The organism is Zhouia amylolytica, assembly GCF_900116365.1.
Lineage (GTDB): Bacteria > Bacteroidota > Bacteroidia > Flavobacteriales > Flavobacteriaceae > Zhouia > Zhouia amylolytica.
On sequence record NZ_FPAG01000006.1, the window covers coordinates 121,050 to 147,021 of the forward strand.

The window sequence follows — 25,972 nt, forward strand, 5'->3', positions numbered from 1 at the left end:
GACATTTATACGTCATTTAATAATTACGGCCATTTGACATGGTGCTAATCCAATTAAAATTAGTCGAAATATTATAAAAAACTAGTTACTTCCAGATAGACCTGAAACGTATAGAGATCAGTTGATTTAGTTGTGTAACAACAATATAAGCATTTTGGTTGGCATCACGACCAACCTCGATATACAAAAGAGTAAATTTCGAGTTTCAGATTTATTATTTCATAAAAGTACTACCACTTACCTCAATAGTCTAATTGGATAAATTTAAGTCTGCTCCAATTCCTGAACTATGGTTTGATGTCTAGCCTCGTTCTTAACTCCGATAAGATCTCAATGTCTTTAGTCCTTATTTTGCCTGATCTGTTTGGAGGACAGTTAAGGATCAGGATATTATCCTGTGCCGTAGCAACCTTATATAAATCAACCAGTTCATCTACAGATTTAAATAGGGTGTCATTCGTATTGTAAAACCAACGTTGACTTATGCAAATGGTAGATTCCCAGGGCATATAATAAGGCTTTCCATTATGGGTAAATACCTTTGGATCGTTCTTCCCCGGCAAATATGGATCCCCCAGTCTAAAATCACTAGGGAAATACCTGACCGGATATCCCTCTTTTTGGTCTTCGGGATACACAGGGTGATGATCCGGATCCTCCGGTAAACCAATAGACCAGTTAACCCCTATTTGGCATTCAGGCTCTCTCGATTTAATGGTTTGGTATATGTCTCCTAATGGCCAGCGATGATTTTCTTTTACCCAACCCCCGTCAAACCAGAATTCTACAATATTTACATGTTTCTGGGTAATGGCTAATAATTCATTTAATTGTTTGACCATATAGGAATTATAAGTGCTGTCCAGTTCGGTGTTTTTTACGTCACCATTTTTATTTCGATCCCATAATGAGTAGTATAAACCCAAGCCAACATCATACTTTTTACATGCTTTAGCTACCGCTTCTATCACATTGGTAGTATTTCCGGAGCTGGCCACATCATAGTCAGTATATTCACTATCCCAAAGACAAAATCCATCGTGATGCTTGGTAATTAAAATAACATATTTCATGCCGGCATCTTTAGCCGTTTTTACCCATTGATCAGCATCGATATCGGATGGTTTGTATGATGAAGCAGGTTTCGTGCCATCAGTCCACTCCATATCATGGAAGGTGTTGATCCCAAAATGAATGAACATCCCATATTGACGTTCAATTTGTTTGCGCTGTGCCTCACTTGGCGTTTCAGAAGAAACAGGTAGAATTTGTTTTTTGGTGTTCGAACATGAGCATAATATACTTGTTGTAAAAAAGACTAAAAATAGGTTTTTCATAAATCGTTTATAATGAACCTGAAATGGTTTGGTTGGATTTAGGTTTATTGAGGAACTAAACTACAAATTTTACTTATATTAAACTAATGAGTAAAAAAACATAAATGCCTAAATATTTATAGAAAGAGACAATCCTTTTTTTACAACCCGATAATTACCAAAAATTGAAGAGGCGAAATTTCTTGTAATTCAAGTTTCTCATTATCATAAAAAGCCTCTGAGGGGATGTAGTAAGACAGGTCACAAGGGATTTTAGTGAAGGTGGCTGTAAAATCTATATTAATGGCTTCGTAATCCTTCAGGTTTATGGTATACTGAAATTCCGATTCTCTGGGTATATATAGCGAAAGAGTATGATCAAAGGCTCGTATTTCCGCATCTGGACTAACATAATCTATAGCCGGAATGTATCGAAATCCCGCTCCGGAAAAATCACCTGTCACCGTAATGCTATCCGGGTCAATAGTGCCATTTTCAATGAGGTTGTTTCCTGCCTCATCTGTGATACGTATGTTTAATTCCGGAAATGCCGGATCAAAAAGTGAACAATCGATCCCATCATCTTTATTAGAACAACTAGCGATAAAGAGTACAAACAGGAGTAAACTTAAAATACACTTCATAAAGCTGTTTTCTAAAAGATGTTAATAGCAGCCATAGGTTGCGTCCAAAGTTATTCCATTAATGAGTAACATCCTGAGGTGTTCCAATTCAAATAAATATAGAATACTAAAAGGCTTAATGGGATACAACTTTCAACCCAACAATCGAACCAATTAAAGTGGTAAGGAATAGTAAACGAAAAAAGGATGCAGGCTCCTTAAAAACTGTAATACCAATGATAACAGTTCCTACAGCACCAATTCCTGTCCAAATAGCATAGGCAGTCCCGATGGGCAAATGTTGAGTTACTTTTATTAAAAGGGCCATACTTATTACTAACGTAATAATAAAACTTCCATACCATAGGTACATCTCATTTCCTGTAGCTTCTTTCGCCTTTCCTAAACAGAAAGCAAAAGCTACCTCAAATAAACCTGCAATAATCAAAAGAATCCAGTTCATCTCCTTAATTTTTTGGCAAAGGTCAGCAATGGAATTGAATAAAAATTTTACAAATGATAAAAAATGTAACCTTAATGCTTTTTCGCTCTTATTCTGCTTAAAGTGACCTGCGTAATGCCCAAATAAGAAGCAATATGCCCTAATTGGACCCGTCTTACTAAGTCGGGATTTTGGATCAAAAGATCTAGGTATCTTTCCTTGGCTGTCCGAAACTGTCTGGAAATAAGTCGCTCCTCTGTTTTTACAAGCTCTTGTTCAGCAAGTCTTCTTCCCCAATTGGCCAAGTGTATGTCTTTATCAAAAAGTTTTTGAAGGTCGGTTGTTTTTATTTGATACAATTCGCATGCTTCCAGTAATTCGATGTCTTCATACCCCTTTTTATTAGCAACATAACTATTCATTGATAGTACAGGATCACCCTCTTTACCAAACCAAAATGTAATGTCGTTATCAGGTGTTTTGGCATACGCTCGAACAATGCCTTTCTTGATAAAGTAAGCTGAATTTTCAACCGTATCAGCCCGAAGTAATATATGTCCCTTCGGAAAACTGACTTCATTAAAGTATTTTTTGAGTGTCTGCTTCGAGGATTCAGGAATCACATATATTTGGTCAAGAATATGGTCAATAGTCATCATATACGGTTGAGGTCTAATTTTTAAGGCTACTTTTTCTTACTTGATTTAGCTTTTGGGTTATATTTCAGGCACAATTGAATCCAATAATTCAGATCCTGATCCAAATCGATCCCTTCAGGTTCTACAAAAACAAAGCCCTTCATAGGGCGTCCCGTAAAGTCCATTTCGCGACAACCTTTTTCTTGTAAGGCCTTATCATAGATTTCCGGATCAATGCGTGCCATCAAATTGTCTTTAACAACTCCTACACACATTTTATCCTCAACCATAAAACAGAGCCCTCCCATCATTTTCTTTTCCTCAAAAGAGATATGCTTCTCTTTAAGGGAAAGCCTGATGCGATCTGCTAAAAAATTATCATATGCCATTTATCCCTATTTATTGTGATGGTTAGTTACTTCTAACAATTTCTAATGCCTTTTTAAATGATTTTACAGAAGTAGTGATATCATGTTCAGTGGTTGCCCAGGAGCAAATGCTAACCCTTATGACTCTTTTACCAGACCACAAAGAACCACCAAGCCAACACGTTCTTAGCTTTTGTATGGTACCTAAAACTCTTTCTGTAAGTTCATCGGTGTCACACCGAACGATTATTTGATTAAAAACCACATCATTTTCCACATAAAACCCCTTTATCTGTGTGATTTCATTCGCAAACTGTTTAGCTCGGTGATGCATGGTTAAAATCATTTCATCTACACCTTGTTTCCCAAGGTGCCTCAGTATGGCCCATAACTCAATAATCCTTGCTCTTCTCGACATTTCCGGAGTAAAGAACATACCATCTCTTTCTGAGCTTTCAATGATATAACTTCCAGACATGTGCAGCGCTGAGGTCATAGCTTCCGGGTCCGAGCATAAAACAATGCCACAGTCATAAGGAGTATTAAGCGTTTTGTGACCATCAACCGCCCATGAAGATGCATGCTCCATTCCTTTCGTTAAGTACTTCAATTCATTTACAGCCCCAGCCCATAATCCGAATGCCCCGTCAATATGTACCCATGCGCCCACTTTATTCGCTTTCTTGCAAATGCGGTCAAAGTCATCAAAAGCCCCACTGTTTACATTTCCCGCTTGAAGAATCAAAATGGTATTTGCGTCTAATTCCGGAATCGAATCATATAAGATCCTGCCTTGATCGTCGACATCTACCCACTCAATATTTTCTGTTCCCAAGCCTAATATTCCGATGGCTTTTAAAACGGTTGAATGTGCTTGTTTACCGGTTACAATTCTGATTTCTGGAGCATTCCTTAGTCCTTTTTTATTGATATCCCATTGATTTCTTTCCAGAATACGATATCTGGCGGCAGCCAAACCACACAAATTCGCGGAAGAGGTTCCACTTACAAAACCTGCAGAGGTATGCTGCGGCAAATTAAATAAATTAATTAGCCATTTTTCAACCACCGATTCTAATTTGCTTCCAATAGGGGAGAGCACATTCATGGCTGGTGCCTGATCCCAATAAGTGCCCAGGTTTTTGGCAGCCAATCCTACAGGAACAACACTACCACATACAAATCCAAAATACCTTCCTCCCAAAGTAGCGGTTGTCGCAGGACTCCCATAAGTGTTTAATTGTTCAATGACGCTGGAAGCCTCCGTAGGGTTTTCAGGGAGTTCTTCGTCGAAAGCAGACAAGTTCTTCAGCGCTGCCTCTGTCGGATAAACCTCCCGGTCAAAAATTCTTTCTAAATATTCATAGGAATACTGTTGGGCCTGGTTAAATATGTTCTTGTTCCTTAGGTCCAGAAACATTTTGTCTTGTAGCTTGCTCATTGTAGTATAATTAATGCGAAAGATGTTGCCTGAGGTTTGTCTTGATAAATGGTTTATAAAACCTTCCGATCAAACCTGTTTTTTATTAATATGAAGATAGCTAAATTTTGTGAGATCTTTCACGACGGAACCATGAAGGTGATTAAAACATATTTAATCACCTTCAGTTGGTTTTTAGTGCATGTTATTTATGCTGACTTCCCAAGCTTTCTACTTTTTTCAACCATTTTGATCTAAATTCATCTTTAGATAATCGTATAGGGCCTATAGCGGTGATACCGACTTTTTTAACGCCAATATAATGCAGGGTTCCTTTTTTCAGGGCATTATGACTCGGGCTGCCATAGTTCAACTTATAGTACCATCCGGGTTGGTCTAAGGTGCATATAAGACGTGCCGTCTTTCCCGTCAGACATTTATCGCTAAATAAGGAGTTTTCTCTTTTCTTAAAGGCAAATCCGGGAAGCAAAACCCGGTCGAGTAAACCTTTCATCATTGCAGGCACAGAACTCCACCAAACAGGATAAACCCAAACTAAATGTTCAGCCCATTTTAAATGGTCCTGAACCATTATCAGATCAGGCTCCAATTCGGTGCGCTTTCGATACCCGAATTGAAGATTAGGGTTAAAGTCTAGATCCCGGATATTTATTTCTTTGACTTCAGCGCCAGACTTTACAGCTCCGTTCTTATAAGCCTCTGCTAGGCCAAAATTAAAACTCTCCTTGTCAGGATGCCCGTTTATAATGAGTATTCTTTTCATAAGTGTATTTAATGTAGGTGAAGAATTAGAGGAATCTTTTTATTTGTGTTTCCAGAATGCTGCCGGTTAATCCCTCTTTTTCGAAGAATTTAAATAAGATAAAAGAGGTAGGAGCGGTTAAAAACGCAGTACAAATCAAGAAGGTAGCAAGCCCCCCAAGGATGGCTAAAACTTGTGTTGCCGTATCTCCAATATATGTGGTGATGCCGCCTTGAGAATGATGAATATAAAGGTAAACATCTATAGAGTAATTGTAAAAACGGCAGGAGGTTTCATAAATGAGCCAGGCTGGATAAAACCACCTTCTTACAGGTACCCACCAGGGGCCCCAAATTGATGTTAATTGTTTGTTGGTTGCTTCCATTTTTTAAATCTTTTTTCAAAGATCAGGGTAACCGAAGCCATATCATTTGATATAGATCAAATTCGTTTTTTAGGGGTTCTTATTCTACTCAAAGTCTCCAGGGTAATTCCCAAATAAGAAGCAATATGGGTTAGCGGAATCCGATTGATAATGTCGGGGTAAATGCTGAGCAGGTGAGTATACCTTTCTTCTGCCTTGTTAAACTGAATCGTATATAAGCGTTCACAGAGACCGAGCATGGTTTCAGTAACGACCTTGCTGATAAAACGTTCGAAGTCATGATGTTTCGCAGTGAGAAGATCCATGGTGTCTTTTGTAAATTCAAGTGCTATAGAATCTTCTACAAATTCGACATAATGAGGACTTGGCTGATCGCTGAAAAAGCTCACAATAGGGGCCATAAACTGTTTTTCGAAAGAAAACCAATCCGATATATCTTTCCCGTCTTTTAAATAATAGGCCCGCGCACAACCTTGTAAAATTAAATGAACCTTTTTGGAGTATTCTCCTTCACGTACTACAACATCTCGCTTTTGGAAGCTTTCAATGTTTGAATGAGCAATTAGTTCCTGGCGACATTCAGGAGATAAAGGAGTATAGATTGCTCCAAGTTCATCTAAGGTTTTTTCAATATTCATGGTTCTAATGGAACTACAATTATTTGGTTTATTTCATGCTATATTAAAGGAATGCAAGTATCGGTAATAGGGTATCATGAAAGCATCCTTCATTCAACTGTGGTGTTCGGATTATGTCCAATCTTAAAATTACAGGAATTAGCAATAAAACACATTTTATTAGCCTCTTCGTGCAATTCATTTGCCTTTTCGATGTTACTGGGATCAGTTATTTTCACCTGGGGGTTGAGCGTAACTGCGGTAAATTTTCCACTACCGTTGGCCATTTCCTCCATAACCCCCGTAGCATGATCCAGATATTCGGTCACCACGATTTTGTGTAAAGAGCATAGATGCAGATACCATAACATATGACAAGCCGATAGCGAGGACAGAAAAAGGTCTTCCGGATTATAGCGGGTCTTATCACCCATAAATGAAGGATCAGATGAACCCGAAATAGCATCGTATTTTCCCTCAGCTATAATGGTATGGTTACGATTATACGAATTGTAATTAAGGGTGCCTTTTCCTTCATTACCCGTCCATTCAACCTTGACTTGGTAGTTGTGTTGTTTCATGCTAGTTTATAAAATTATATTGTTTGCAGTCTTTGCCTGTAATGGGGTCTATCCCCCGAATAATGGCGTATTAAGACCCGGAGTACAACATTTGCATAACGGATCCCAAAGATAACAGCCTTCTTTTAAAAGATTGCAGCGATTCACTAATATTGTTTAAGGTAAGGCTCAACTGGCACCTTAATTGCCGGTGCCTTTATTGCGATAATAGTAATTAATGGCATCCGAATTACTTTCTATAATATCGGGTCTGTTGTCTTTATTCAAATCGGCGAGAATGATATCATAGGTATGAAGTGCTTCATCGCTCAGACTGATTTCCTTCCACGAAGCCCCTTTATTAAAATTCAGAAAGACCTTATTGGGTGACCCTGAATTGGCCACAACGATATCAATACTACCATTCCCGTCTATATCTCCAAGATCCAGAGAATAGGAAGGGTCGGAGGCAGGATCAAAAATCATTTTTCTACCATAGTTTATTTCTTTACTCCCGAAGTAAATAACGTTTGGCTCTTCGATATTCGCAGTAATAATATCCGGATAACCGTCCTGATCAATGTCTGCCACCCCTACAGATCGTGTTTCATCGGTTCCATTGCCAAAAGGAATCTTTTGATTAAAATGTAAACCACCATCATTCAGGTAAATGTAATTTTGTTGACCGTCACGATTGGCTAAAATTAAGTCTTGCTTACCATCCATATTTATGTCAGCTACTTCCACATCGATGGTTGAGTCATCTTTTATTCCGAAGTATACTGTTTCAGTGAACTTTCCTTTTCCATTATTTAAGCATATCTCGTTTTCTTTTCCCCGGTTGGTGATTAAAATATCAATATCCCCATCAGAATCAATATCCGCTGTTTTTAAGTTCCGGGTAGGGGAGTATGGGTTTCCAAAATGATCGGCCCTTATGAAATTTCCTTTGCCGTCATTTAAGTAAAGAGCATTGGGAGCCATATCATTACCAACGGCCACATCCAGATCACCGTCGCCATCAAAATCTGCCAATTCTGTTGCATAACTGGTTTCAGCGATATGGTCCAGTAACTTAGATACGGTAAATATCCCGTGCCCGCTGTTATAGAATACCTTATTATATTCAGGCCAATGCCGTCCGTTAGCAACAATAATATCTATATCCCCGTCATTATCAATATCACCGGCACTTACCGAAGCCGATTTTTTCATGTCGGTACCTAATACATATCTCGAACTTGAAACAAATTCAATTTCCTGACTTAAGATGAAGCATGGTAGCAGTGAGAAAACGTATAACAGATGTTTCATGGTTTTTGGATTGAATGTAATGTTTTGACTTAGATGTTGATATAAATATACTTAAAAGAGAGCAAGGTCTGTGAATTGAACTATGATCTAACTGATTTAAAGAGAATGTAGCTTACAGGGCTTTATTTCCAATTTTCATCGATGATTTGAAAGGTAATTGCTTTGCCCACTTCACTGCCTTCCGCTACCGAAGAAGCTACTCCGCTCCATCCCGTTCTGGCGTCTCCAATGATAAACAATCCTTTAATATCGGTTTCTTTGGAATCGTCAACTTTGTAAATCTCCATTCCCATAAACCCTTCTTCTTTGGGTACTCCCAAAGACTTGGCAAAATCCGTATACTCGGTCGATTTCGTATCAGGTATAAAACCGCCTTCCCTTTCGATGATTTGTCCGCCTTCGAGGGCTATAGATTGTAATATTCCATGGTTAGAATTCAACAGTATGATTTTTTCCTCCATGATGGGGATACCATTCAGTTTAAGATTTTCCACAATAGCCTCATCTAATACCGGTTCTCCATTGGTAAATACAATAACATCATTAGACCAATGCTTGATTTTTTTTGCGAACATAGTTGCCATTGCAGCATCACCGATTACAGCCAGTTTCTTATCTGCCATTTCAAAACCGTCACAAAATGGACAAGGGTAGACGGAGGAGCCATACACCTCTTTCAGGCCCTTAATCCCAATGCTTTCGATATTATCACGGTGTCCCGTTGCGATAATGACTCTTCTGGAATCGTATACAGCGTTTTCTGTTTCAACGCGGAATCCACTTTCATTAGATATTAGCTGCAACGCCTTTTCGTTTTTATAGACCACCGACGGGTACTTGGCCATTTGCTTTTTGGCAGTTTCAAAAATCTCCGTAGGATGTTTTCCATCTTGAGTCAAAAAGCCATGAGAATGTTTTGTAACCATATTTCTTGGTCTCTCCGTATTCAATACAAGTGTTTGTATTCTACTGCGACCTAATACAAGGGCGGCGCTCATTCCAGCAGGACCACCACCAATTATAATAACTTCAAGAGTCTTATTCATGTTTTTATTCTTTCGATTTAACTTGTAAACAACACTGTTCTGTAAGATTTATTACATGGTTTAAATAGCTAATTTAGCAAATGCTTAGCGATTAGGAAATTTATAACCTCTTAGAGAAATTGGGATTCATGAGGAGGCATGCGGTAGCCATTAACTTTTTATGGGGTAAGCCTCACATACTTTAAAAGAGTTCTGTAAATATCTCTTACTTCCGTTGTCCCGTTCTTGGTATCCGAGGTGTTGACAAATACGATAATACCCATATTATGTTCCCTTAAGAAATAAGCGTGAGTAAGAATACCAAAATCACTGCCACTATGACCAATTTTTTCTGAATCCACACTCCAAAAAATCCCTTTTCTAAAATCAGATGAAACCGGATCTTTCATCATTTCCTTGTAACTCTCAGCGGTTAATAAATTATCTTCACCTTCATACCCACGAATCATAGCATTTAAAAACTTACCATAATCAACCACGTTGGTCATGAAATTTCCATCAGGATACGTTATGAGATCGTATTCCGGAATCGGATGTCCATACCAATATAAGGTTGAAGCGTTCTTTGACTCATAACTTTTTCCTCGCCAGCCCGAATTATTCATTTCAAGCGGATTAAGGATATGTTTTTTTATGAAGCTGGTATAACTTTCTCCCGATACCTGTTCAATTATATATGCGGCAATATTAGCTCCCATATTACTGTATTTATAGGTGCTTCCAGGTTTGTTGGTGGAAAAGTTTTGCTTTTCATCATACCATATTTGTCCCCTCACATACTGTTTTTTAATAAATTCACTGAACGTCATCATCTCATTTGCATTGAGCAATTCAACCCATTTTTCTACTTCCAATTTTATATCCTTGTCAGCTAAATGGGTGTAAAACGGCGGGATCTTCTTTTTAAATACATACGTATTTAAATATGTTTCACCATCAAGAATACTGGAAGTGTGATTTGCAAGCTGTTGTATGGTTATGTTGTCACCTGGGAAATTCGGATTAACAATTTTAAACGGTAGGTGTTTATTGATAGGATCATTCAAATTCAATTTTCCAATTTCTTGAGCTTTCATTAAGGCAACGGCAAGCAAGGTTTTTGAAATAGAAGCAATGGGTTGCTCTGTATAACGAGTGTAGGCTATTTGGGATTTTAAATCAGCGTAACCAAAGCCCCCTGAATAGACAAGGCTATCGCTGTTTACAATCGCTACACCAAAGCCAACAACCGAACTTTTTTTACTTAACGCTGTTAACTCCGAAGTGATTGAATCTTTTATACTTTGTGATTTAACCGATACATTAGTAAGTAAGAATAATACAGGAATAATGGATTTGTACATTAAAACGACATTTTACGATAAAAGTAAGACGAGGAGATACTGATTATGTTACATCGTATTTTATTTATAGATATCGGTTTAAGCTATGAGTTGTTACTTATAGACCTTTTTTTTATTCTTGTTCGATTGAATTGATTTGGTCAGATAGTAGACTATAGGAATAAAAATAAGTCCCATCGATATGGGTAAAAACCAAATTCCTAGTCCGTCCGAAATACCGTTTGCGTTTTGAATGGTTCGATATACGATAAGTCCGAATATGATTAAAATCACCAATTTTAAAAGTCGTAGCAATCGGGTTGCAAGGGTATATTGTTGAGCGGCATTTTCTTCGTTAATGGTACCTGGATAATTAAAAAGATGTGGGTGTTTATTCAAAATCGTTAACCCGATGAATAAAAATGACGATATGATAGGTAAGGTCAGAATACTCCCTTTGGTCCCATATCCGTCTGCTTCTCCAGCCCCATTATAATGAATCGGAATAGTTTCTGGTAACGTACTATAATTTAGTAAGGTCAGGATCCAAATTCCTATCAATGCACTCCAACCAATAAATTCAATGACCTTATCAGCCGGCGTTAATGGCAGTTTTATTTTTGGTTGCATACTCATTCATTTACTCTTGATAGGCCCCTGAAGAATAGGTCAATTCATAACTATGGGTATATATTTCAAATACGATTCCAAATGGATCTTCGACATAAACCATTTTATATGGCTTTTCATTCGGATAATATGACCGTATAGGCATTCTTTGTTTTCCTCCGGCCTCAACAATCTTTTTTGTCAAATTTTCTATGTCAGGGTCCTGGACACAAAAATGAAAAAGTCCTGTGTTAAATGGATTGAATTCCGGTGCTTCTTTAATTCCATGTGGGAATGAAAAAAGTTCAATTCCAATGCCGTCAGATGTCGACATATGAGCAATTTCAAATTGCTCCCAATCCTCTCCAAATACATCAATACACATCTGTCCTATAGCAGTTTCCCTCTCTTTCTTAACAGTTGATGGAGGCATAATTACATACCATCCCATAACGCTCTCATAGAAATCAACCGCTTTATTAATATCCGGGACGGTTATTCCAATATGAGAAAAGGATTTTGGATACTTGATTTCTTTCATAATTGTATGTTTAAAATTGATTAAAGTATTAGTTTTTAAAAATTATTCAGGAGAAAAGCTCGGGTATCTTTTCAAATAAGGCTTTGAATTCATATAATATACAATGAGCAATTAAAGGACTTATATTTAGTTAGCGGGAATTTTTCCTTCTTTGTCGGTGGCCAATAAATCTTCAATTACTTTAATTTCATTCGTCGGCTTTTTCGATTTTTCCAGGAAATCAACAAATTCTTTTGAAAATGACTGTCTTCGGAATTGCCACCACTCCTGAATGCCATTCAGATAAAAATAAGAAACAATGGTGTTTTTATTACTTTGCCAGAGCCAAGGCTCAAGAACCTTCATTTTGTTTTGATAGTACAGATTTTCCCAAATACGAAAAAGTTGGATATACATATAATTCGAAGTTCGCTTATCATCTTCTTCTAATGTTTTCCATGATTTGGTTCCTTTCTCGAACAATTTCCCTAAATCATTATTGGCGATGAGTTGATTTAGAAACTCTCTGTTGGAATTCGCAAAAGAGTCGTAAAAGTTAGATCGCACAGCTTGTGTGTTTTTTTTAATTTCTATGGCGAGAAATATGACTGAGATAATGACGCCAATTGAAGTCAATAAACTGATTCCTGTTTCTAAAGTCATAATTTAAATTTTATCCAATGCGTGCCAGGGGTTCGTATAAGTGTCAGTAAACTAAAGTATTAAAGTTAATGTTTTTCGGCTTAGTATGCACGATAGAAAATCGAATTCAAGATCAGGGTTCTATAGATTAGCAAATTCAAACCAAATAGAAATCCCGAGAGGGGCGATAGCTATCGGGATTGTTTACATTTTTTTCCACAATAAAGAGTAAGAGATTATTGCCTAGGTTGGTGAAAGCTATCCTTTTTTGTTTATCCATTGCGATATGTCCCTCATTACTTGCATATCAATGGTTTCAGTAATTTCACCAACTTCTTCGGGTAATCCAGTCCTACAGTTCTGAAATAAATGATTTAGTCCTGGGTAAATTTTAAAAGTACTTTGTATGTTGTTATTGGACTCAAGAAGTGATTTTACACGATTAAAATCGTTTGGATAAACAACAAATAAATCTTTATCTCCTGTAATTGCAAAGACATCACAATTTAGTTTATTTAAAAAGTTCGCATCATTATAATTCCTCATTTCGTCAAGATTTATAGAGTTTACAAACCAATTTAAATTCTCTTCAACCTCTTTTTCAATTTCCTCTTCATTTTTATTGTTTATGTATATATAATCTTTAAGATTATTTTCAATTATTTTTTTAGCCTTTCCTCTTATTTGAGTAATATCCTCACTAGATTTAATTAATTCCCAGATTTGTGATTCAATATTTAATTGCTTTTGAATTTTTTCTTTTTCTACTCCTCTGGCTTCGAGCATAGCTTGGGTTTGAAGTAAAAGACCTTGGTCTGAAGGAAGAGCGTATGGAGACATTAATACTAAAAAGCTACAATCTTCATTTTTCAGGGCTGCCATAGAAGCTACTTTAGTACCTTCACTCTGACCAACGAAACCTACCTTACTTATTTTAACATTTGTTTTAAGATTCTTTAAAGCAGCCCTGGCATCAGAGGCAAAGCTCTTAAGGGTAGCCGTGTCAAATTCTCCAGTTGATTTTCCTACCCCTCTCTTGTCATACCTATACGAGGCAATTCCATTTTTCGCTAAATAATATGCCAGGACACTAAAAAATTTATGGCCTTGATACGTTTGGTCTCGATCCATTTCACCTGTTCCCGCAATTAAGACAACGCCTAAAAAAGGGCCATTCCCTTCAGGTAACGTTAAAGTTCCGGAGAGAACCACGCCTTCCAATTCATTTACGACATTAAGTTCTTTGGTTAAAGATGTTTGTGCATTTATTGCAATGCAAAAAAGGTAAGAAAGAATGGTAAGGTATAGTTTCATTTTCCTAATCGTTATAGTTTTATACAAGACATGGTCCACAAAATCTAAAGGATTCATTTATCTCTAATATAACTATTAATGTTTTATAAATAAAATCACATCGGATCTTATACAGGATGCATCAAATTATAAAATTCAAAGTACTTTCTATGATGAGAAACTTAAGAATGTGTGATGCACAATGTTGTTCCTTTAAATTTCCGCTAGCTCTTTAAGCTTATTTAAGGCTTTTGACCAGGTGGTGTTAAAATAATCATGATAGTCATCTGCGGCATCAGTTGATACGGCTACCGTTGTCACCCCGTTATCCTCATGGAATGAATAATTTTCAAGTCCGCCTGCCCATTCTTCAACCTCAGGACCTTCGGTAATTTCATTTTCACCATCTAAAATTCCGTAATGGCGAATAGAAACAAATCGGTAAGGAATATTGTCAGCAATTTCAGATATCATTCCAACCTTTTTACCATTTTTATCCGTTCCGATAAAGTAGATTTTTGAGCCTTTATCCCAACTTCCCTCATAGGTTGAGGTGGGATTAAATTCGGACGTCCATTGGTTATAGGTTTCAATATTGTTAATACCAAGCATAGTGTTATAAACCTTTTCAGCCGACGCGTTGATGTCTATCTTGAATTCTAGCTTTTTCATGATTTCTATTTTTGGTCTAAAGTTTGATTTTGTCTTTGTGCTATAGCGAATTGGATTTTTTTATGGAAACCCCAAAACCTAAATGGAATATAAAATGTGATTCTTCGTTTTTATATTTCAAGTTTATAAATGAATTCCTCTATTTCCATCTGTCGGGCATTAGCAAACCCTTTGTCGGAGCCTATTTTTATAAAACCACATTTTTCTAATACTTTCTGCGAACCATAATTATCAAAAGCCACTCGTCCGAAAATTGGTCTGGCAGTTTCATCATTAAGAAAGGATTTTAAGGCTGTGGTGGCAATGCCTTGTCCCCAAAAATTTCGATCAATCCAATAGGTGATTTCTGCTACATTGGCCATTACAAACTTAGCAATGCTTCCTACTATGATATTATTAACCGTGATGGTTTGATTATTAACTTCAGGGTCCCCCAACAATTTTGTGTATTTGCTGAGGTAGGCAACTTTGTCAGTCGAGTCTTCTGGCATGAATCCAGCCATGTATCCACCTTCTTCGTCAAGTTGGAATTCAAACAAAATATCTAAATCCGAAATCTTTGTGGGTCTAAGTATGATGTCAGGTTTATTCATTGTTTATTCAAAATTGTCATTGATTCCCAATGATTTTGTTTAGCCGTCAGTTATTTTACTAAAGTTAACGATTTTCAACTTAGATCGTACGTTAACAAATAGATTTCATTAACAGAGTACGATGAGTTAGCGGGCTAAGTTGGGGTTGTAGAATGTTCCAAACAATTATTCATTCCGTTTTAAATTCAGGACTTTTGAGGTGTTCAAAACAATCTGGTTTTGGTTGTTCAAATGGATTATTAAAGAAATCATTGGCAGCTTGCATCGCACATTGATTTCCCCAATTAGTTGTTGGGGTATGCTTCCAACCTTTAAAGACCAGGTGAAAGCTGTTTGTTAAATTAGTCATCATAGCCTCTGTCCATTTAACCGGGGTTTCATTGTCATATTCGCCACTTATGAGTAATACAGGAATATCACTTTTAACGGGTTGATTTTCGATGTCAGGTACTCTTTTTACACTCCAGATGTTACAGATTTCATCATCGAAAACAGCTGGTGATAATCCCTCAACCTGAGAATATTTTGAAGTTTCGGCTTTAATAATTTCCTGTGAGTTGAATGGATGTTCCTCCGAACACCAGACCGATAGCCGCATCCCGACTCCAGCACCATTGCCAGGCTCTTGAAATACATATAAAAGCTGTTCTTTCATGGAAGTTAAATCACCTCTGAGCAACCTGTTTATTTCCAATGGAATACTACTGACATCTCCAGTGGATGCAGAGGTAAATACCGTTATTAAATCCTTTCCTGTCAAATAAAAGGTTTCTGTTTTTCCATTCTTCGGGTTTTCAATAAGCACTTCCAACGGATTTTTGGTCTTCTCTGTTAGATATGTATAGAATCTTGTTTTTAGGTTAGGAAAGGCACTGTTACACTGCTTGTCAGCTTCACAATCCGAAAGAAGCATGTCCACAGATTCTAATAGGTTTTGAACGCTTTCTTCATCATAGTTCACTTCCAAAGGTAGAGGTGAATCCATCACCACGCTTCTAATCCGCTGTGCATAATCCCGCATTAATACCTGTGCGATCTTTGTACTGTAAGACATGGTGAGCAGATTGTACTGTTTGATCCCTAAAACAGTAACCAGATCATTGATGTCAGCAGCTATTTCGTTCGTGTTATACCCATTCAGGTCAACCCCTTTTTTAGTCAATCGATCTCTACAGCTTTTAGCCGCCTTCCTAAGAAGCGAACCGGATTTATTAGCATCAAAATCAGGGAGGTTTATGGTTTTAAGAGCCTGCGACCATTCAGGACAATTTAAAGAAGGACTCGCATAATAGTTCCCTCGTTGCTCTACCAATATAAAGTCTCGGTCGTCCAGATATTTATAATATTTCATATACTGGGCTGATGGCATCGTAGTAGAACCCGGACCCCCAACCGTATATATGATTGGATCAGGTTGAGGATGGTCGCTTCTGCTTTTAAAGATGTAGATGGGAATTTGGATGGTTTTGCTACTTGGGTTATTTCTGTTTTCCAATACCTCCAAATACCCAAAAGTATGCGCCTGTCCCTTGGGGATTTTATGAGTTGTCTTTTTTGATGTTTTAAATTTGGGTTTAAAATCTTGTATTCCCTGCCCGGTACAAACAACTGAAATCAATAAAAAAAGTAAGATGTTCCAAGATTTGATAATCATGTTGAGTGCTGTTTGTATTTCTTATTTCAGTTCGTCTAAGCGCAGTTATGTTATGTAATTTGAATTTCTTACGGTTAGGATACAGTATAAATGTAAGGATAATTCATTTGGGAATTATTTACAACTGCTATACTATTCTTGATCGTTTAGTTTAATCCATTTGAGACGGGTTTTTGGATATTTATTTGTCATTGGATTTAAAATCAGGGTGTCGCCTGAGAATAGATAGTTTCTTTTGGCAACGGTACCTGTCATCTTTTGAAAATTGGCTGATTCAATATGATGTTCAATAATTTTTAAGGAGTCATTTACTTTATATTTTCCAAAATAGACAAAATTGTCAGCCAAATGTCTTAAGTCATTAACCGTTAAGTTATCGAGTCCGCCACTTCCTTCAAAGATGTATTGATCATAGCCTTCCATCACGTGGTGCACACCCATTCCACCTTTTCCATCATAAAGAATAAACCCTTTTCGGTTTTTATAATGGTCTTGCCGGGGTATCCACAAGGAATTTGAATCGCCTTGGGATTCTACCAGGTAAAGCGCCCATCGACCCGTGAATTTATCAAAATCAGATGGTTTATTTTCTTGTTTGCAAGAAAATAACAATGTAATGATCAAGGTAACGTATAGATGTTTCAGACTCATATTTTTAATTATTACCAACGGTTTCGTATGCGAATGTTTACTAGGGTTCGCTCTTAACTTTTAAGTGAATACTTAACATATAATTTAGGTTTCCCGATTGCTGTTAAGATTCAAAATTAAGGCAGAACAGCGATTTCTTATTTCCAACTTTGAGAATAGTAGTTACCCTATCCTTGAGGGACGGAAGCATGAATTTGCACAATTTTCCAAACATTGTCTCGCTTTTCAAGCACTCCGGTAATTCTGACATTATTGATTTCGATGGTTTCGTTTTCAATAACGAGTTCCCAATTAGTTATATCCGCAAACCAGGCTACATTTCCATTCTTGCTAAGATATACATTTAAGTTGGTGGAGTTGATTGTAGCCCTATCAAAGGCTTTAAATTGCGCGATGTGATTTTCTTCCCATTCCGTCCAACTTTTATGAATATCAAACAGCGCTGTGCCAAAACTGAGCATACTATCATCATGTGCCATCACATCAGACATAAGATTGATGTCTTTCTCTTCAAAGGACTGGTAAAATGTATTAACTGTTTTTGTAACCTCCGATTTTTTAGTATCCGAATCTGTTTTAGGCGTACATGATAAGGTGAGACAAATTAGAGTCACAGCTATAAATAGCGTATTTTTTGTTTTCATAATTTGGTTGGTTTTAAATCAAGATTTAAATATAACAGGTTGCATTACCGTTAGTTGTGATTTTAAAGTTAATGATTTTAGCTTTATTCTGAATGTAAGCAAACCGGAGAACCAAAAGAATCTATTCAATTATCCTGAGAGATCTGTTTTTTAAGTGAGGAATCCAGCTTGTCCAGTGAATAGTCGTATCCTCTATGCTATTCCAGTGAACTGGTGCAAGCGAATCGAATTTATGAGATTCACGGGCTCATTTAGAAATTTTATTTTGCGAGCTAAATTTCATTGTAATAGCACCAATAGAATCTTAAACTTTGTTAAACAGGCTAGGTATTAGGTGTTTAATTTTGTCAATACCGAAAGAGAATTTATCTTTGCACCTTTATGAAAACTATTATTCTTCATATAGCAAACGCTCAGGAGTCGGTATAACTGACAGTAAATAGAATTAGATTTTAATTCATTACTGTCGATATTTCTCGTACAACCTATGCAACGGTGACCTTACCGGGACTGCTTGGGTGTAATCACTATTTATTTTATTGTTGGATTGTATTCTCATTTGGGGTCTACCATGATGCACTTGGTGCCAGATAACTTAATTGTAATTATACTTAACGGTTTTTGAAAAGGTCTGAAAGCACTTCTTAATTATATAATATTCAAATTGATAAAAATGAAACATTCATTATATAGAGGTGGTCGAGACAATGAGATCATCGCATTATTTAGACAAACTTTTACCGACTCGGAAAGTGAAAAGGAAGGTAATCACATTGGAACTTTAGTAAAACAGTTCCTTGAACATACACCTAATGAAGGCATACGAGTTTTTATAACCACAAAAGATGATCAAGTAGTTAGTGGGGTGATATTTTCAAAGTTAACTTTTGAAGATTGTAACATCTGTATCTGGCTTCTTTCACCAGCTGCAGTAGTGACTTCTATGCAGGGTAAAGGTGTAGGGCAGGGATTAATCCGTTTTGCACATGATTATCTGAAACAAGAAGGCGTTCAGCAATTGGTTACCTATGGAGATATTAATTTCTATTCAAAAGTGGGCTATAAGCCCATAACCGAAGAAATTATTCCTTCTCCATTAAAGCTTTCATATCCTGAAGGATGGCTTGCACAATCATTGGAAAGTGAACACATTAAGGCAATTTCAGGTAAAGTATATTGTGTTGAAGCAATCAATAGACCAGAGTTGTGGTAAAAATTGAAAATGGGGTAATGGGCAACTGTCATTTCATTTAAACACTAAATTTTATAGCAAATAACAATGAAAAAATACAATATCAAAGACTTAGGTTTTAATCAGGATTTGAGTAGATATAGAAGCGAGAATAACCTTAAATCCTTTAAAACAGGAAGAGTGGTTCTCGAGCATAAGGAGCGATATGCAGTACGAACAGAACAAGGCGAATTAGATTGTGAACTAATAGGTAACTTAAGGTTTACAGCTCAGAACAGGTCTGACTTACCAGCGGTTGGTGATTGGGTAGCGCTGAATGAATATGACACGGCAAAAGGCTTAATACATTCTGTTTATCCAAGAATGAATGTTTTGGAGAGACAGGCAGTAGGGAGAAATGGTGAAAGGCAAATAATAGCTTCAAATATTGACTATGGACTGATTGTACAGGCGGTTAATAGAGATTACAATATCAATCGATTAGAGCGATACCTCACTATTTGTCATTCAGCCAATATTGAGCCTGTTATTATTCTCAACAAGATTGATTTAATTGAGCAAGAACAAAGAAATCATATTCTTAATGAAGTAAGCCATCGTATTAAGGACATCCCGGTATTCACTGTTAGTAACCTTACAGGTGAAGGACTTAACCAAATAAAAACTATGATCAAGGCCGGGAAAACCTATTGTTTACTTGGTTCTTCAGGAGTTGGTAAGTCTACCTTGATGAATAACCTAATTGGTAACTCCATAATGAAAACAGGCGAAATAAGCGAGGCCATAGACAGGGGTAAACACGTTACCACGCACCGAGAGTTAATTGTTCTTGATTCAGGTGGAATTATCATAGATAATCCAGGAATGCGAGAAGTGGGTATAACAGCTAGCTCATCAGGATTAGAACTAACCTTTGAACAGCTTTATGAGTTAGCTGAGGATTGTAGGTTCAATGATTGTAGTCATCAAATTGAAAAGGGGTGTGCAATACTTGCAGCTATAGACTCAGGAGAGTTGAAAGAAGAAACATACCAGAACTTTATGAAACTCGAAAGAGAGCAAGCTCATTTTTCTGCTACAATTCATGAAAAACGGAAGAAGGAAAAAGCCTTTGGGAAAATGATCAAACAGATAGTTAAGCAGAAACATAAGAATAGAAATTAGTAGAAAGAAGGGACGGTCATTTATGACTGTTCCTTACCTTTAAGTCCAAGTTAATCTTGTCAACCTCTTCGCTCTGAACTGTGCCAATCCATTGCCCAATCAATATACATTAGGTTTTCGGCAAAACTCATTGATTCTGCTACGAGAATTAAATATATTTTTGAAGTTTCAAATTGTCCGAAATATTCTTTTATTAAATCATTTTCTTGGGCGATTAGTGATGTTGAAAATGAAAAATAAGAGGGTTGTCGGTATTAAGAGCTTTTCGATAGTACTCAATTATTTTTTGGGGTTTACATTACAGTTAAAAGTTTTTGAGCCTTCAACTTTCTGCTAACGTGATAGTTTTTGAATAGTTACTTGGACGAGTTACTAATTTAGCAAAAAGGGACGAACCAAAGGAAATTTCCATAGCAGTGAATTATAAACTTTGTTAATCCTTGTTATATTTTTTTATTTCGCTAACATACTTTTCCAGTTCAGGTTCATTATTCATTCTTGCGATCTGAATAGCTTGTTCATACCATTTTCTTGATTCTTTAAAATCACCTTTTATCCTGTAATAATTCCCTTTGGCAAAATGTAAAATGGATGCATTCGGAAATTTATGAAGACCTGATTCTATTATTTCAAGAGCATCGGTGAACCGGTTATTATCTGTATAAAAACCAGAAAATCTATTAAACCATCTGGCCTGACGATAGTAATTCTTAATAAAAGTTTTGCCATCGATTTCAGTCATTAACTCATCGAAGAGTATAAAATTATTTTCTTTAAGAGCTTGTAGCAGAAGATAGTGCTTGGTGTCGGAATGAATCTCATCTGAAATATGATATTTTTCACCCCTGGTTTGATAATGTTTTTTAAGACTATCAATACCTCCAAAATCTTTAAACTCCTGGACTGAATAAAACCTTAGTGGGCCATAGTCACTAAAAAATAATTTTAATCCCTCATTTATGGTGGTTAATGGAGTGGTATAATGATTCTCATTATCGGAAAGATTATATTCCCATAGTATATTTTTTACCGGATACTTTTGAAAAATAGAATCTAAAGAAGCCATGGATGCTGCAGCCCAATTTTCAACAGTTCCTAAGGTTGCATATAGTTGTATATCATCTTTAGGTGCTGATTTCAACATTTTGCCTGCCATTTCCAGGCGATCTTTAGAAATATGTGTCGGACTCGATAAAAGAAAGCCATTAAAAAGATGAGGTTTTTGGGCAAAGATTTGAATTCCCAGGCCGGCTGCCATTTCCCATCCAAAATAAATGCGCTCGTCGAGGGTATTAAACCTGGTATTTATTTTGGGAATCAATTCTTCTTCCATGAATTGAATAAATTTAGATGACTCCTTATAAAACAGGTTGCGTCTTTTTACCGGATCTGTATTTATTCCAACAACAATGAATTCAGGTGCCATTTCTTGCCATACAAGATTTTGCTGAAACACAATGCCATTTAAAAAATAACGTTGCCCATCCAGGACATAAAGAACTGGGTATTTATTTGAATTTTTTTCGTAGTCGGCAGGTAAGAAGATTTGGATTTCCCGTTCTTCCTGTAATACATCAGATTTTAAAACTATCGAATGATTAAATAATGTTCCTTCTTTTGTACTTTGAGATACGACTTGATTGAATGTTAAAAGAAGAAATAGTATGAAACAGACTTTTTTCATATCATTTTGGTGTTTAGTGCTAACGGTTTTATATATGATTTAGGAATGGAACAGTTCACAGGATTATTCCGTGAAAGGAATTAGGTTAAATGTATGTATTTCATTTGGTATTATTGGTACAAAACATATCTCGGCGGTTTTAGTCCATTGAGTCGCATATAAACAAGCATTTGTGCTCGGTGGTGGGTTATGTGATCGGCAAGCAATAATAAAATCTGTCTTTTTGTTCGGTCTGCTCCAAAATAGTCCAATCTTTCTTGTAGTCTATTCACGTCAAAATTTGAGATGTACTCTATTGTTTTGTCAAAAGTCTCACTGATTTTGGCAATCATTTCCTTTTTTGATTTGTTATCCACTTTGAGTTCCGTATCGGTATTCCAGTCTCTGGCTTCACGTCCTCCCATCAATGATTGACTATGCCAATCCATGGCCCAACCAATATGCATTAAGTTTTCCGCAAAACTCATTGAATCTGGTGTTGCTTTAAACTCATATTTATTTTCAGGCATAGATTCTGCTACGAGAATTAAATATGTTTTTGAAGTTTCAAGTCGTTCCAAATATTCTTTGATAAAATCATTTTCTTGGGCGATGAGCGATGGTGAAAATGAAAATAATAAAAGGGTTGTTAGCATTATGAGTTTTTTCATAGTAATCAATTTCTTAAAGATTTATAATTCCAAATAAAAATCCCTGATTCCAGATGACTTGCTGGATTCAGATATAGGCGAGAGCAAGCAATTATTTATAGTCATTGTTGTTTACAGGTATTTACCTTTAAAGAATTCTAATTCCCAAGAATTGATCAGCCATGATTAATATTGAACTAAAAAAAATTACTACTAGCAGAGTTAAAATATTAAACTTCCAATTCAGTTGGTGCTTCTTCGAAATTCGATACACTAAAAAAAATAAAATTGCGCTAACAATTATTGACAAGGTGAAAAGTCCCAAACCAAAAAAATCACTGACTCTTCCTTCATCATTAGGTTTAATGAAATTAAAAAAACCAGCCATGACTCTCATGTATAATGGAGTGAACAACAATGGATAGACCAGTTTATTCCAACCTTTTTTCAAAAGAAACATAAAAACAATTAAAGCTTGTAAAATTGTAATTAAAGGTCCAGAAGCGGATATGTAAATTTTATGCCAATCGGTCTGCTCTTGCCCGGTTAAAGGAGATACAGTATTGAGAGTCATAATTGCTTCATATCCCAGAGCTTCACTTGTAACCCAATGGGTAAATTCATGAATAAGCCATGTGAAGAGTACAGCCCCTGCGCTGGCTAATACGTATTTCGCAGTAATTTTTGTGTCAGTCATATTTTAATTGGTGTTCGTATGGTTTAGCTATGATTCTGTTACGTAAAAACCAAAGGAATCCATGAATACCTGATTAACCATCAATATTACATGAATAAAATCTTCGTGGATATTTCGCCGTAAACCGAAGATAGCAAATCTTTGAGATCTTTCCGAGAGGAAGGTTTGGAGCAATGAACTTTATACGATGTTGTGCATTCGCTTTTTTAGTTTTCGACGATTTCCTGGAGCAGTTTAACAAATTCCTCCGGAGAAGACCATTGAGGATTGTGGTCAGCTTCTAATTGCAAAACAATCCATCCCTTTTCCTTAGCACGTTCGGCTTGAGAGGCAAAATCATCATTTTTTGGTTCTTTACCTTTGTCAACCGTCAGGACATAGGTTGTTGGAAGTTTTATCCTCAAAGGGTTTTTAAGAATTATGGTGTCTGTGTAAGTTTTATACGGATGAGGCACATCCTTTGGTGGTTTTTGTCCTTCTGCAACCCAAGTTGGTATTAGATATCCATTTACATTTCTAAAAGGACCTTCATTTTTTATTTTGAAAATGGATGAAATACTCTCACCATTTTCAGGAATGACTGCATCAACATATACAAGTTTCTTTATCCTTTTTGGAATACTGTCAGCTACTCCGGTAATAACCATTCCACCATAGCTATGACCAACTAAAATAACATCATGAAGGTCTTCATAAAGAATTGTATTTACAATATCTGTGATATGTGTTTTTAATCCAATTTCAGGTGATGATAAATGAACTCTTTCACCTTGGCCGGTAAGAGTTGGTCTATAAACTATATTACCATTTTCACTAAGTAATGAGTCCACCTCTTTAAAAGCCCATCCACCACCCCAGGTCCCGTGAACTAAAACAAAAACCGATTTATTGCCGCTTTGGGAATATAAAGTTTGTAAGGATATGGTTAATACGATGCAGGTCAATAATATCCGACAATATTTCATAATACTTAAATTTTAAAAATCATACTTGTTTAAAGGTAACGCACAACGGCTCCGGCTATTAATAGTTGCGATTAATGACACTGTATTGGCTCAGAGTCAAAAACCCTGTAAAGTTTTGTGGTAAGCAGCGCTCTGCCCTGCATAGGAATCAGCTGTATTGGCGGTGTTGCTTAACAATGATAATTAGAACCTGTTATTTTATTAAAATTAGGAATTTAAATTTAGTTGGTTACTGAGAAATTTGTAACAGGCGTTGTTGGCCAATGTTAATTTTAATTTCTCAAATATCTGGAAGGTATTTTTAAGTTTTCAGATTCAATGGTCCATAAAAGACTAACAATCCACCAACGTTTTTGATAGTAAGTCAACTGATAACTATTTATACCCTTTTCTTCCAGTCCTTCAGAGTCCTTGCCATAGAAACTTTGAAATACCTGTGCTATTCCATTGTATTCATCGACAACTTTATAGATTTCCCTTTCAAGATATCCCTCTTCATAGTACGGATCTTTTAATAGTATTAAGAAGTCATCAATGGATACAGTTTCGGCATTTGAGGAATTGGCAACTGTGAGTATTGCTGAAGGATGAAATAAATTTCTAATTGCGGTAGTATCCATTTTTTCTCCCTTTTCAATTGTTATTTGATCAAGAAGTTCATTCACTATTCCATCAATTGAGGAAAGTTTATTTTCTTGCGCTAAAATAATTGTCGGAAATAGTAATAAATAAATTAAGGTTTTAAGATTATTCATGTAGTATTCATTAAGGTTTGCCAACGATTTTGTATATGTTTTGTTACCTTGGTTGAAGACTAAGATAAAAAAATAAGTCTTATAGTGTTTATCCTGAGTGGCTTATCTCTGGGAAAGTCAGTGGTGATGAACTATATGCGGTGTTGTGATTAGATTTTTATGGGACAACGTCAAATTTAGTTTTTACGTTTTTGTCGAATATTGTGGTCATAATTTCTGAATCGATTACTTAAACCTAGGTAATTAAACCTCATAACACCCATTTCTTAATTTTTCTGTTGAGCTTCTTCTCATTGTTCCCAAACCACTTCGCTACGATCGTACCTTCTTTATCAATCAGGAAAAAATACGGCCAGCCATCAATCTGATATACTTCACTGATCTTAGCCTTATCCTTCGCCTCCCATATAGAAGTACATTCAAAATCTATCTTCGCTTTCTCAGCCATTTTTTTCCAATGCGCTTTCGCATCGTCCCAATGAAATGAAATCACCTTTAATTCCTCGGCATACTTTTTCTGTACGCGATTCATTTGCTTATAGGTACCCCAGCAAGGTCCGCAATAGGTGGCGGTAAAATTCAATAATACATATTGCTTACCCCGATAGTCCTCTAAAGCGATCTCCTTACCTTCCTCGTCAATACCAATAAAATTATAGGCTTGATCCCCTTCATCTACCGTCAGATCCTCTTGAGCGTAAACACCCGTTGTAATCAGAAATAAACCAAATATTAAAAATAAAAGCCTTGAGGTCGGACTGCAAGAATAAGTCATAGGTGGAACTGTAATGTCA

At 36.4% G+C, this 25,972-nt stretch carries 30 protein-coding genes; 2 read left to right on the top strand and 28 right to left on the bottom strand.

The window, feature by feature from the left end; genetic code table 11:
- Positions 1-287: 287 nt before the first annotated feature.
- The 22 genes from BM361_RS10785 to BM361_RS10890 form a co-directional block, all read right to left on the bottom strand.
- Complete coding sequence (locus BM361_RS10785) at positions 288-1,337, bottom strand: alpha-L-fucosidase (protein ID WP_074978779.1); 1,050 nt, start codon at positions 1,335-1,337, stop codon at positions 288-290.
- A 140-nt stretch (positions 1,338-1,477) separates the two neighbouring features.
- Positions 1,478-1,960, bottom strand: coding sequence for a hypothetical protein (locus tag BM361_RS10790; protein WP_074978781.1), 483 nt, complete (start codon positions 1,958-1,960; stop codon positions 1,478-1,480).
- Between the two features lie 115 nt (positions 1,961-2,075).
- Positions 2,076-2,402 carry a DMT family transporter gene (locus BM361_RS10795; protein WP_038260609.1) on the bottom strand — a complete coding sequence of 109 codons (327 nt, stop codon included), beginning with the start codon at positions 2,400-2,402 and terminating at the stop codon, positions 2,076-2,078.
- A 71-nt stretch (positions 2,403-2,473) separates the two neighbouring features.
- On the bottom strand, positions 2,474-3,037 hold the full coding sequence (locus BM361_RS10800; protein WP_074979049.1) for a Crp/Fnr family transcriptional regulator: 564 nt from the start codon (positions 3,035-3,037) through the stop codon (positions 2,474-2,476).
- A gap of 29 nt (positions 3,038-3,066) precedes the next feature.
- A complete protein-coding gene (locus BM361_RS10805) occupies positions 3,067-3,408 on the bottom strand; it encodes a TfoX/Sxy family protein (protein ID WP_074978783.1) in 342 nt (113 codons plus the stop codon).
- Between the two features lie 22 nt (positions 3,409-3,430).
- The gene (locus BM361_RS10810) at positions 3,431-4,828 is read right to left on the bottom strand and encodes a pyridoxal phosphate-dependent decarboxylase family protein (RefSeq protein WP_074978785.1); all 1,398 of its coding nucleotides are present in this window, start codon (positions 4,826-4,828) and stop codon (positions 3,431-3,433) included.
- Between the two features lie 184 nt (positions 4,829-5,012).
- Positions 5,013-5,591, bottom strand: coding sequence for an NAD(P)H-dependent oxidoreductase (locus BM361_RS10815; protein WP_074978787.1), 579 nt, complete (start codon positions 5,589-5,591; stop codon positions 5,013-5,015).
- A 25-nt stretch (positions 5,592-5,616) separates the two neighbouring features.
- Positions 5,617-5,955, bottom strand: a complete 339-nt coding sequence (locus BM361_RS10820; protein WP_074978789.1) for a hypothetical protein — start codon at positions 5,953-5,955, stop codon at positions 5,617-5,619.
- Between the two features lie 56 nt (positions 5,956-6,011).
- A complete protein-coding gene (locus BM361_RS10825; RefSeq protein WP_074978792.1) occupies positions 6,012-6,593 on the bottom strand; it encodes a Crp/Fnr family transcriptional regulator in 582 nt (193 codons plus the stop codon).
- Between the two features lie 89 nt (positions 6,594-6,682).
- The gene (locus BM361_RS10830; RefSeq protein WP_074978794.1) at positions 6,683-7,153 is read right to left on the bottom strand and encodes an OsmC family protein; all 471 of its coding nucleotides are present in this window, start codon (positions 7,151-7,153) and stop codon (positions 6,683-6,685) included.
- A gap of 180 nt (positions 7,154-7,333) precedes the next feature.
- Positions 7,334-8,446 (bottom strand): FG-GAP repeat domain-containing protein, encoded by a 1,113-nt coding sequence (locus tag BM361_RS10835; RefSeq protein WP_074978795.1) that lies wholly within the window; start codon positions 8,444-8,446, stop codon positions 7,334-7,336.
- A gap of 122 nt (positions 8,447-8,568) precedes the next feature.
- Positions 8,569-9,492, bottom strand: a complete 924-nt coding sequence (locus BM361_RS10840) for an NAD(P)/FAD-dependent oxidoreductase (RefSeq protein WP_074978797.1) — start codon at positions 9,490-9,492, stop codon at positions 8,569-8,571.
- 158 nt (positions 9,493-9,650) lie between these two features.
- On the bottom strand, positions 9,651-10,835 hold the full coding sequence (locus BM361_RS10845; RefSeq protein WP_074978798.1) for a serine hydrolase domain-containing protein: 1,185 nt from the start codon (positions 10,833-10,835) through the stop codon (positions 9,651-9,653).
- 93 nt (positions 10,836-10,928) lie between these two features.
- Positions 10,929-11,444 carry a DUF1648 domain-containing protein gene (locus tag BM361_RS10850; RefSeq protein ID WP_254785805.1) on the bottom strand — a complete coding sequence of 172 codons (516 nt, stop codon included), beginning with the start codon at positions 11,442-11,444 and terminating at the stop codon, positions 10,929-10,931.
- 10 nt (positions 11,445-11,454) lie between these two features.
- Positions 11,455-11,964, bottom strand: a complete 510-nt coding sequence (locus tag BM361_RS10855; protein WP_074978802.1) for a lactoylglutathione lyase family protein — start codon at positions 11,962-11,964, stop codon at positions 11,455-11,457.
- A gap of 126 nt (positions 11,965-12,090) precedes the next feature.
- On the bottom strand, positions 12,091-12,606 hold the full coding sequence (locus tag BM361_RS10860; RefSeq protein WP_074978804.1) for a hypothetical protein: 516 nt from the start codon (positions 12,604-12,606) through the stop codon (positions 12,091-12,093).
- A gap of 237 nt (positions 12,607-12,843) precedes the next feature.
- A complete protein-coding gene (locus BM361_RS10865) occupies positions 12,844-13,899 on the bottom strand; it encodes an alpha/beta hydrolase family protein (protein ID WP_175496578.1) in 1,056 nt (351 codons plus the stop codon).
- A gap of 192 nt (positions 13,900-14,091) precedes the next feature.
- Positions 14,092-14,550 (bottom strand): SRPBCC family protein, encoded by a 459-nt coding sequence (locus BM361_RS10870; RefSeq protein ID WP_038261743.1) that lies wholly within the window; start codon positions 14,548-14,550, stop codon positions 14,092-14,094.
- A gap of 110 nt (positions 14,551-14,660) precedes the next feature.
- Positions 14,661-15,143: a GNAT family N-acetyltransferase gene (locus BM361_RS10875; RefSeq protein ID WP_074978807.1), complete on the bottom strand. Its 483-nt coding sequence runs from the start codon at positions 15,141-15,143 to the stop codon at positions 14,661-14,663.
- Positions 15,144-15,312: 169 nt separating this feature from the next.
- Complete coding sequence (locus BM361_RS10880) at positions 15,313-16,797, bottom strand: alpha/beta fold hydrolase (RefSeq protein ID WP_074978809.1); 1,485 nt, start codon at positions 16,795-16,797, stop codon at positions 15,313-15,315.
- Positions 16,798-16,929: 132 nt separating this feature from the next.
- Positions 16,930-17,448, bottom strand: coding sequence for a lipocalin-like domain-containing protein (locus BM361_RS10885; protein ID WP_074978819.1), 519 nt, complete (start codon positions 17,446-17,448; stop codon positions 16,930-16,932).
- A 167-nt stretch (positions 17,449-17,615) separates the two neighbouring features.
- A complete protein-coding gene (locus BM361_RS10890; RefSeq protein WP_074978821.1) occupies positions 17,616-18,092 on the bottom strand; it encodes a nuclear transport factor 2 family protein in 477 nt (158 codons plus the stop codon).
- Positions 18,093-18,765: 673 nt separating this feature from the next.
- On the opposite strand from BM361_RS10890, the gene BM361_RS10895 reads away from it, so the two are divergent.
- Both BM361_RS10895 and rsgA read left to right on the top strand, forming a co-directional pair.
- Positions 18,766-19,305, top strand: coding sequence for a GNAT family N-acetyltransferase (locus BM361_RS10895; protein ID WP_074978822.1), 540 nt, complete (start codon positions 18,766-18,768; stop codon positions 19,303-19,305).
- A gap of 66 nt (positions 19,306-19,371) precedes the next feature.
- Positions 19,372-20,448 carry a ribosome small subunit-dependent GTPase A gene (gene rsgA, locus BM361_RS10900; protein ID WP_074978823.1) on the top strand — a complete coding sequence of 359 codons (1,077 nt, stop codon included), beginning with the start codon at positions 19,372-19,374 and terminating at the stop codon, positions 20,446-20,448.
- 433 nt (positions 20,449-20,881) lie between these two features.
- On the opposite strand, the gene BM361_RS10905 is transcribed toward rsgA, so the two are convergent.
- The 6 genes from BM361_RS10905 to BM361_RS10930 all read right to left on the bottom strand — a co-directional run bounded on the left by BM361_RS10905 (position 20,882) and on the right by BM361_RS10930 (position 25,953).
- Positions 20,882-22,132: an alpha/beta hydrolase gene (locus tag BM361_RS10905; RefSeq protein ID WP_074978825.1), complete on the bottom strand. Its 1,251-nt coding sequence runs from the start codon at positions 22,130-22,132 to the stop codon at positions 20,882-20,884.
- Between the two features lie 110 nt (positions 22,133-22,242).
- Positions 22,243-22,782, bottom strand: a complete 540-nt coding sequence (locus BM361_RS10910) for a DinB family protein (RefSeq protein ID WP_074978828.1) — start codon at positions 22,780-22,782, stop codon at positions 22,243-22,245.
- Between the two features lie 127 nt (positions 22,783-22,909).
- Positions 22,910-23,458 (bottom strand): hypothetical protein, encoded by a 549-nt coding sequence (locus BM361_RS10915; RefSeq protein WP_074978830.1) that lies wholly within the window; start codon positions 23,456-23,458, stop codon positions 22,910-22,912.
- A 206-nt stretch (positions 23,459-23,664) separates the two neighbouring features.
- On the bottom strand, positions 23,665-24,423 hold the full coding sequence (locus BM361_RS10920; RefSeq protein WP_083425928.1) for an alpha/beta fold hydrolase: 759 nt from the start codon (positions 24,421-24,423) through the stop codon (positions 23,665-23,667).
- 272 nt (positions 24,424-24,695) lie between these two features.
- Positions 24,696-25,178, bottom strand: a complete 483-nt coding sequence (locus tag BM361_RS10925) for a hypothetical protein (RefSeq protein ID WP_074978832.1) — start codon at positions 25,176-25,178, stop codon at positions 24,696-24,698.
- Between the two features lie 250 nt (positions 25,179-25,428).
- Complete coding sequence (locus tag BM361_RS10930) at positions 25,429-25,953, bottom strand: TlpA family protein disulfide reductase (RefSeq protein ID WP_074978835.1); 525 nt, start codon at positions 25,951-25,953, stop codon at positions 25,429-25,431.
- Positions 25,954-25,972: the final 19 nt, after the last annotated feature.

Excerpts from the sequence above, each read along its gene's own strand:
- BM361_RS10785 (WP_074978779.1), bottom strand. The coding sequence starts at position 1,337 with ATGAAAAACCTATTTTTAGTCTTTTTTACAACAAGTATATTATGCTCA.
- BM361_RS10790 (WP_074978781.1), bottom strand. The coding sequence starts at position 1,960 with ATGAAGTGTATTTTAAGTTTACTCCTGTTTGTACTCTTTATCGCTAGT.
- BM361_RS10795 (WP_038260609.1), bottom strand. The coding sequence starts at position 2,402 with ATGAACTGGATTCTTTTGATTATTGCAGGTTTATTTGAGGTAGCTTTT.
- BM361_RS10800 (WP_074979049.1), bottom strand. The coding sequence starts at position 3,037 with ATGACTATTGACCATATTCTTGACCAAATATATGTGATTCCTGAATCC.
- BM361_RS10805 (WP_074978783.1), bottom strand. The coding sequence starts at position 3,408 with ATGGCATATGATAATTTTTTAGCAGATCGCATCAGGCTTTCCCTTAAA.
- BM361_RS10810 (WP_074978785.1), bottom strand. The coding sequence starts at position 4,828 with ATGAGCAAGCTACAAGACAAAATGTTTCTGGACCTAAGGAACAAGAAC.
- BM361_RS10815 (WP_074978787.1), bottom strand. The coding sequence starts at position 5,591 with ATGAAAAGAATACTCATTATAAACGGGCATCCTGACAAGGAGAGTTTT.
- BM361_RS10820 (WP_074978789.1), bottom strand. The coding sequence starts at position 5,955 with ATGGAAGCAACCAACAAACAATTAACATCAATTTGGGGCCCCTGGTGG.
- BM361_RS10825 (WP_074978792.1), bottom strand. The coding sequence starts at position 6,593 with ATGAATATTGAAAAAACCTTAGATGAACTTGGAGCAATCTATACTCCT.
- BM361_RS10830 (WP_074978794.1), bottom strand. The coding sequence starts at position 7,153 with ATGAAACAACACAACTACCAAGTCAAGGTTGAATGGACGGGTAATGAA.
- BM361_RS10835 (WP_074978795.1), bottom strand. The coding sequence starts at position 8,446 with ATGAAACATCTGTTATACGTTTTCTCACTGCTACCATGCTTCATCTTA.
- BM361_RS10840 (WP_074978797.1), bottom strand. The coding sequence starts at position 9,492 with ATGAATAAGACTCTTGAAGTTATTATAATTGGTGGTGGTCCTGCTGGA.
- BM361_RS10845 (WP_074978798.1), bottom strand. The coding sequence starts at position 10,835 with ATGTACAAATCCATTATTCCTGTATTATTCTTACTTACTAATGTATCG.
- BM361_RS10850 (WP_254785805.1), bottom strand. The coding sequence starts at position 11,444 with ATGCAACCAAAAATAAAACTGCCATTAACGCCGGCTGATAAGGTCATT.
- BM361_RS10855 (WP_074978802.1), bottom strand. The coding sequence starts at position 11,964 with ATGAAAGAAATCAAGTATCCAAAATCCTTTTCTCATATTGGAATAACC.
- BM361_RS10860 (WP_074978804.1), bottom strand. The coding sequence starts at position 12,606 with ATGACTTTAGAAACAGGAATCAGTTTATTGACTTCAATTGGCGTCATT.
- BM361_RS10865 (WP_175496578.1), bottom strand. The coding sequence starts at position 13,899 with ATGAAACTATACCTTACCATTCTTTCTTACCTTTTTTGCATTGCAATA.
- BM361_RS10870 (WP_038261743.1), bottom strand. The coding sequence starts at position 14,550 with ATGAAAAAGCTAGAATTCAAGATAGACATCAACGCGTCGGCTGAAAAG.
- BM361_RS10875 (WP_074978807.1), bottom strand. The coding sequence starts at position 15,143 with ATGAATAAACCTGACATCATACTTAGACCCACAAAGATTTCGGATTTA.
- BM361_RS10880 (WP_074978809.1), bottom strand. The coding sequence starts at position 16,797 with ATGATTATCAAATCTTGGAACATCTTACTTTTTTTATTGATTTCAGTT.
- BM361_RS10885 (WP_074978819.1), bottom strand. The coding sequence starts at position 17,448 with ATGAGTCTGAAACATCTATACGTTACCTTGATCATTACATTGTTATTT.
- BM361_RS10890 (WP_074978821.1), bottom strand. The coding sequence starts at position 18,092 with ATGAAAACAAAAAATACGCTATTTATAGCTGTGACTCTAATTTGTCTC.
- BM361_RS10895 (WP_074978822.1), top strand. The coding sequence starts at position 18,766 with ATGAAACATTCATTATATAGAGGTGGTCGAGACAATGAGATCATCGCA.
- rsgA (WP_074978823.1), top strand. The coding sequence starts at position 19,372 with ATGAAAAAATACAATATCAAAGACTTAGGTTTTAATCAGGATTTGAGT.
- BM361_RS10905 (WP_074978825.1), bottom strand. The coding sequence starts at position 22,132 with ATGAAAAAAGTCTGTTTCATACTATTTCTTCTTTTAACATTCAATCAA.
- BM361_RS10910 (WP_074978828.1), bottom strand. The coding sequence starts at position 22,782 with ATGAAAAAACTCATAATGCTAACAACCCTTTTATTATTTTCATTTTCA.
- BM361_RS10915 (WP_074978830.1), bottom strand. The coding sequence starts at position 23,458 with ATGACTGACACAAAAATTACTGCGAAATACGTATTAGCCAGCGCAGGG.
- BM361_RS10920 (WP_083425928.1), bottom strand. The coding sequence starts at position 24,423 with ATGAAATATTGTCGGATATTATTGACCTGCATCGTATTAACCATATCC.
- BM361_RS10925 (WP_074978832.1), bottom strand. The coding sequence starts at position 25,178 with ATGAATAATCTTAAAACCTTAATTTATTTATTACTATTTCCGACAATT.
- BM361_RS10930 (WP_074978835.1), bottom strand. The coding sequence starts at position 25,953 with ATGACTTATTCTTGCAGTCCGACCTCAAGGCTTTTATTTTTAATATTT.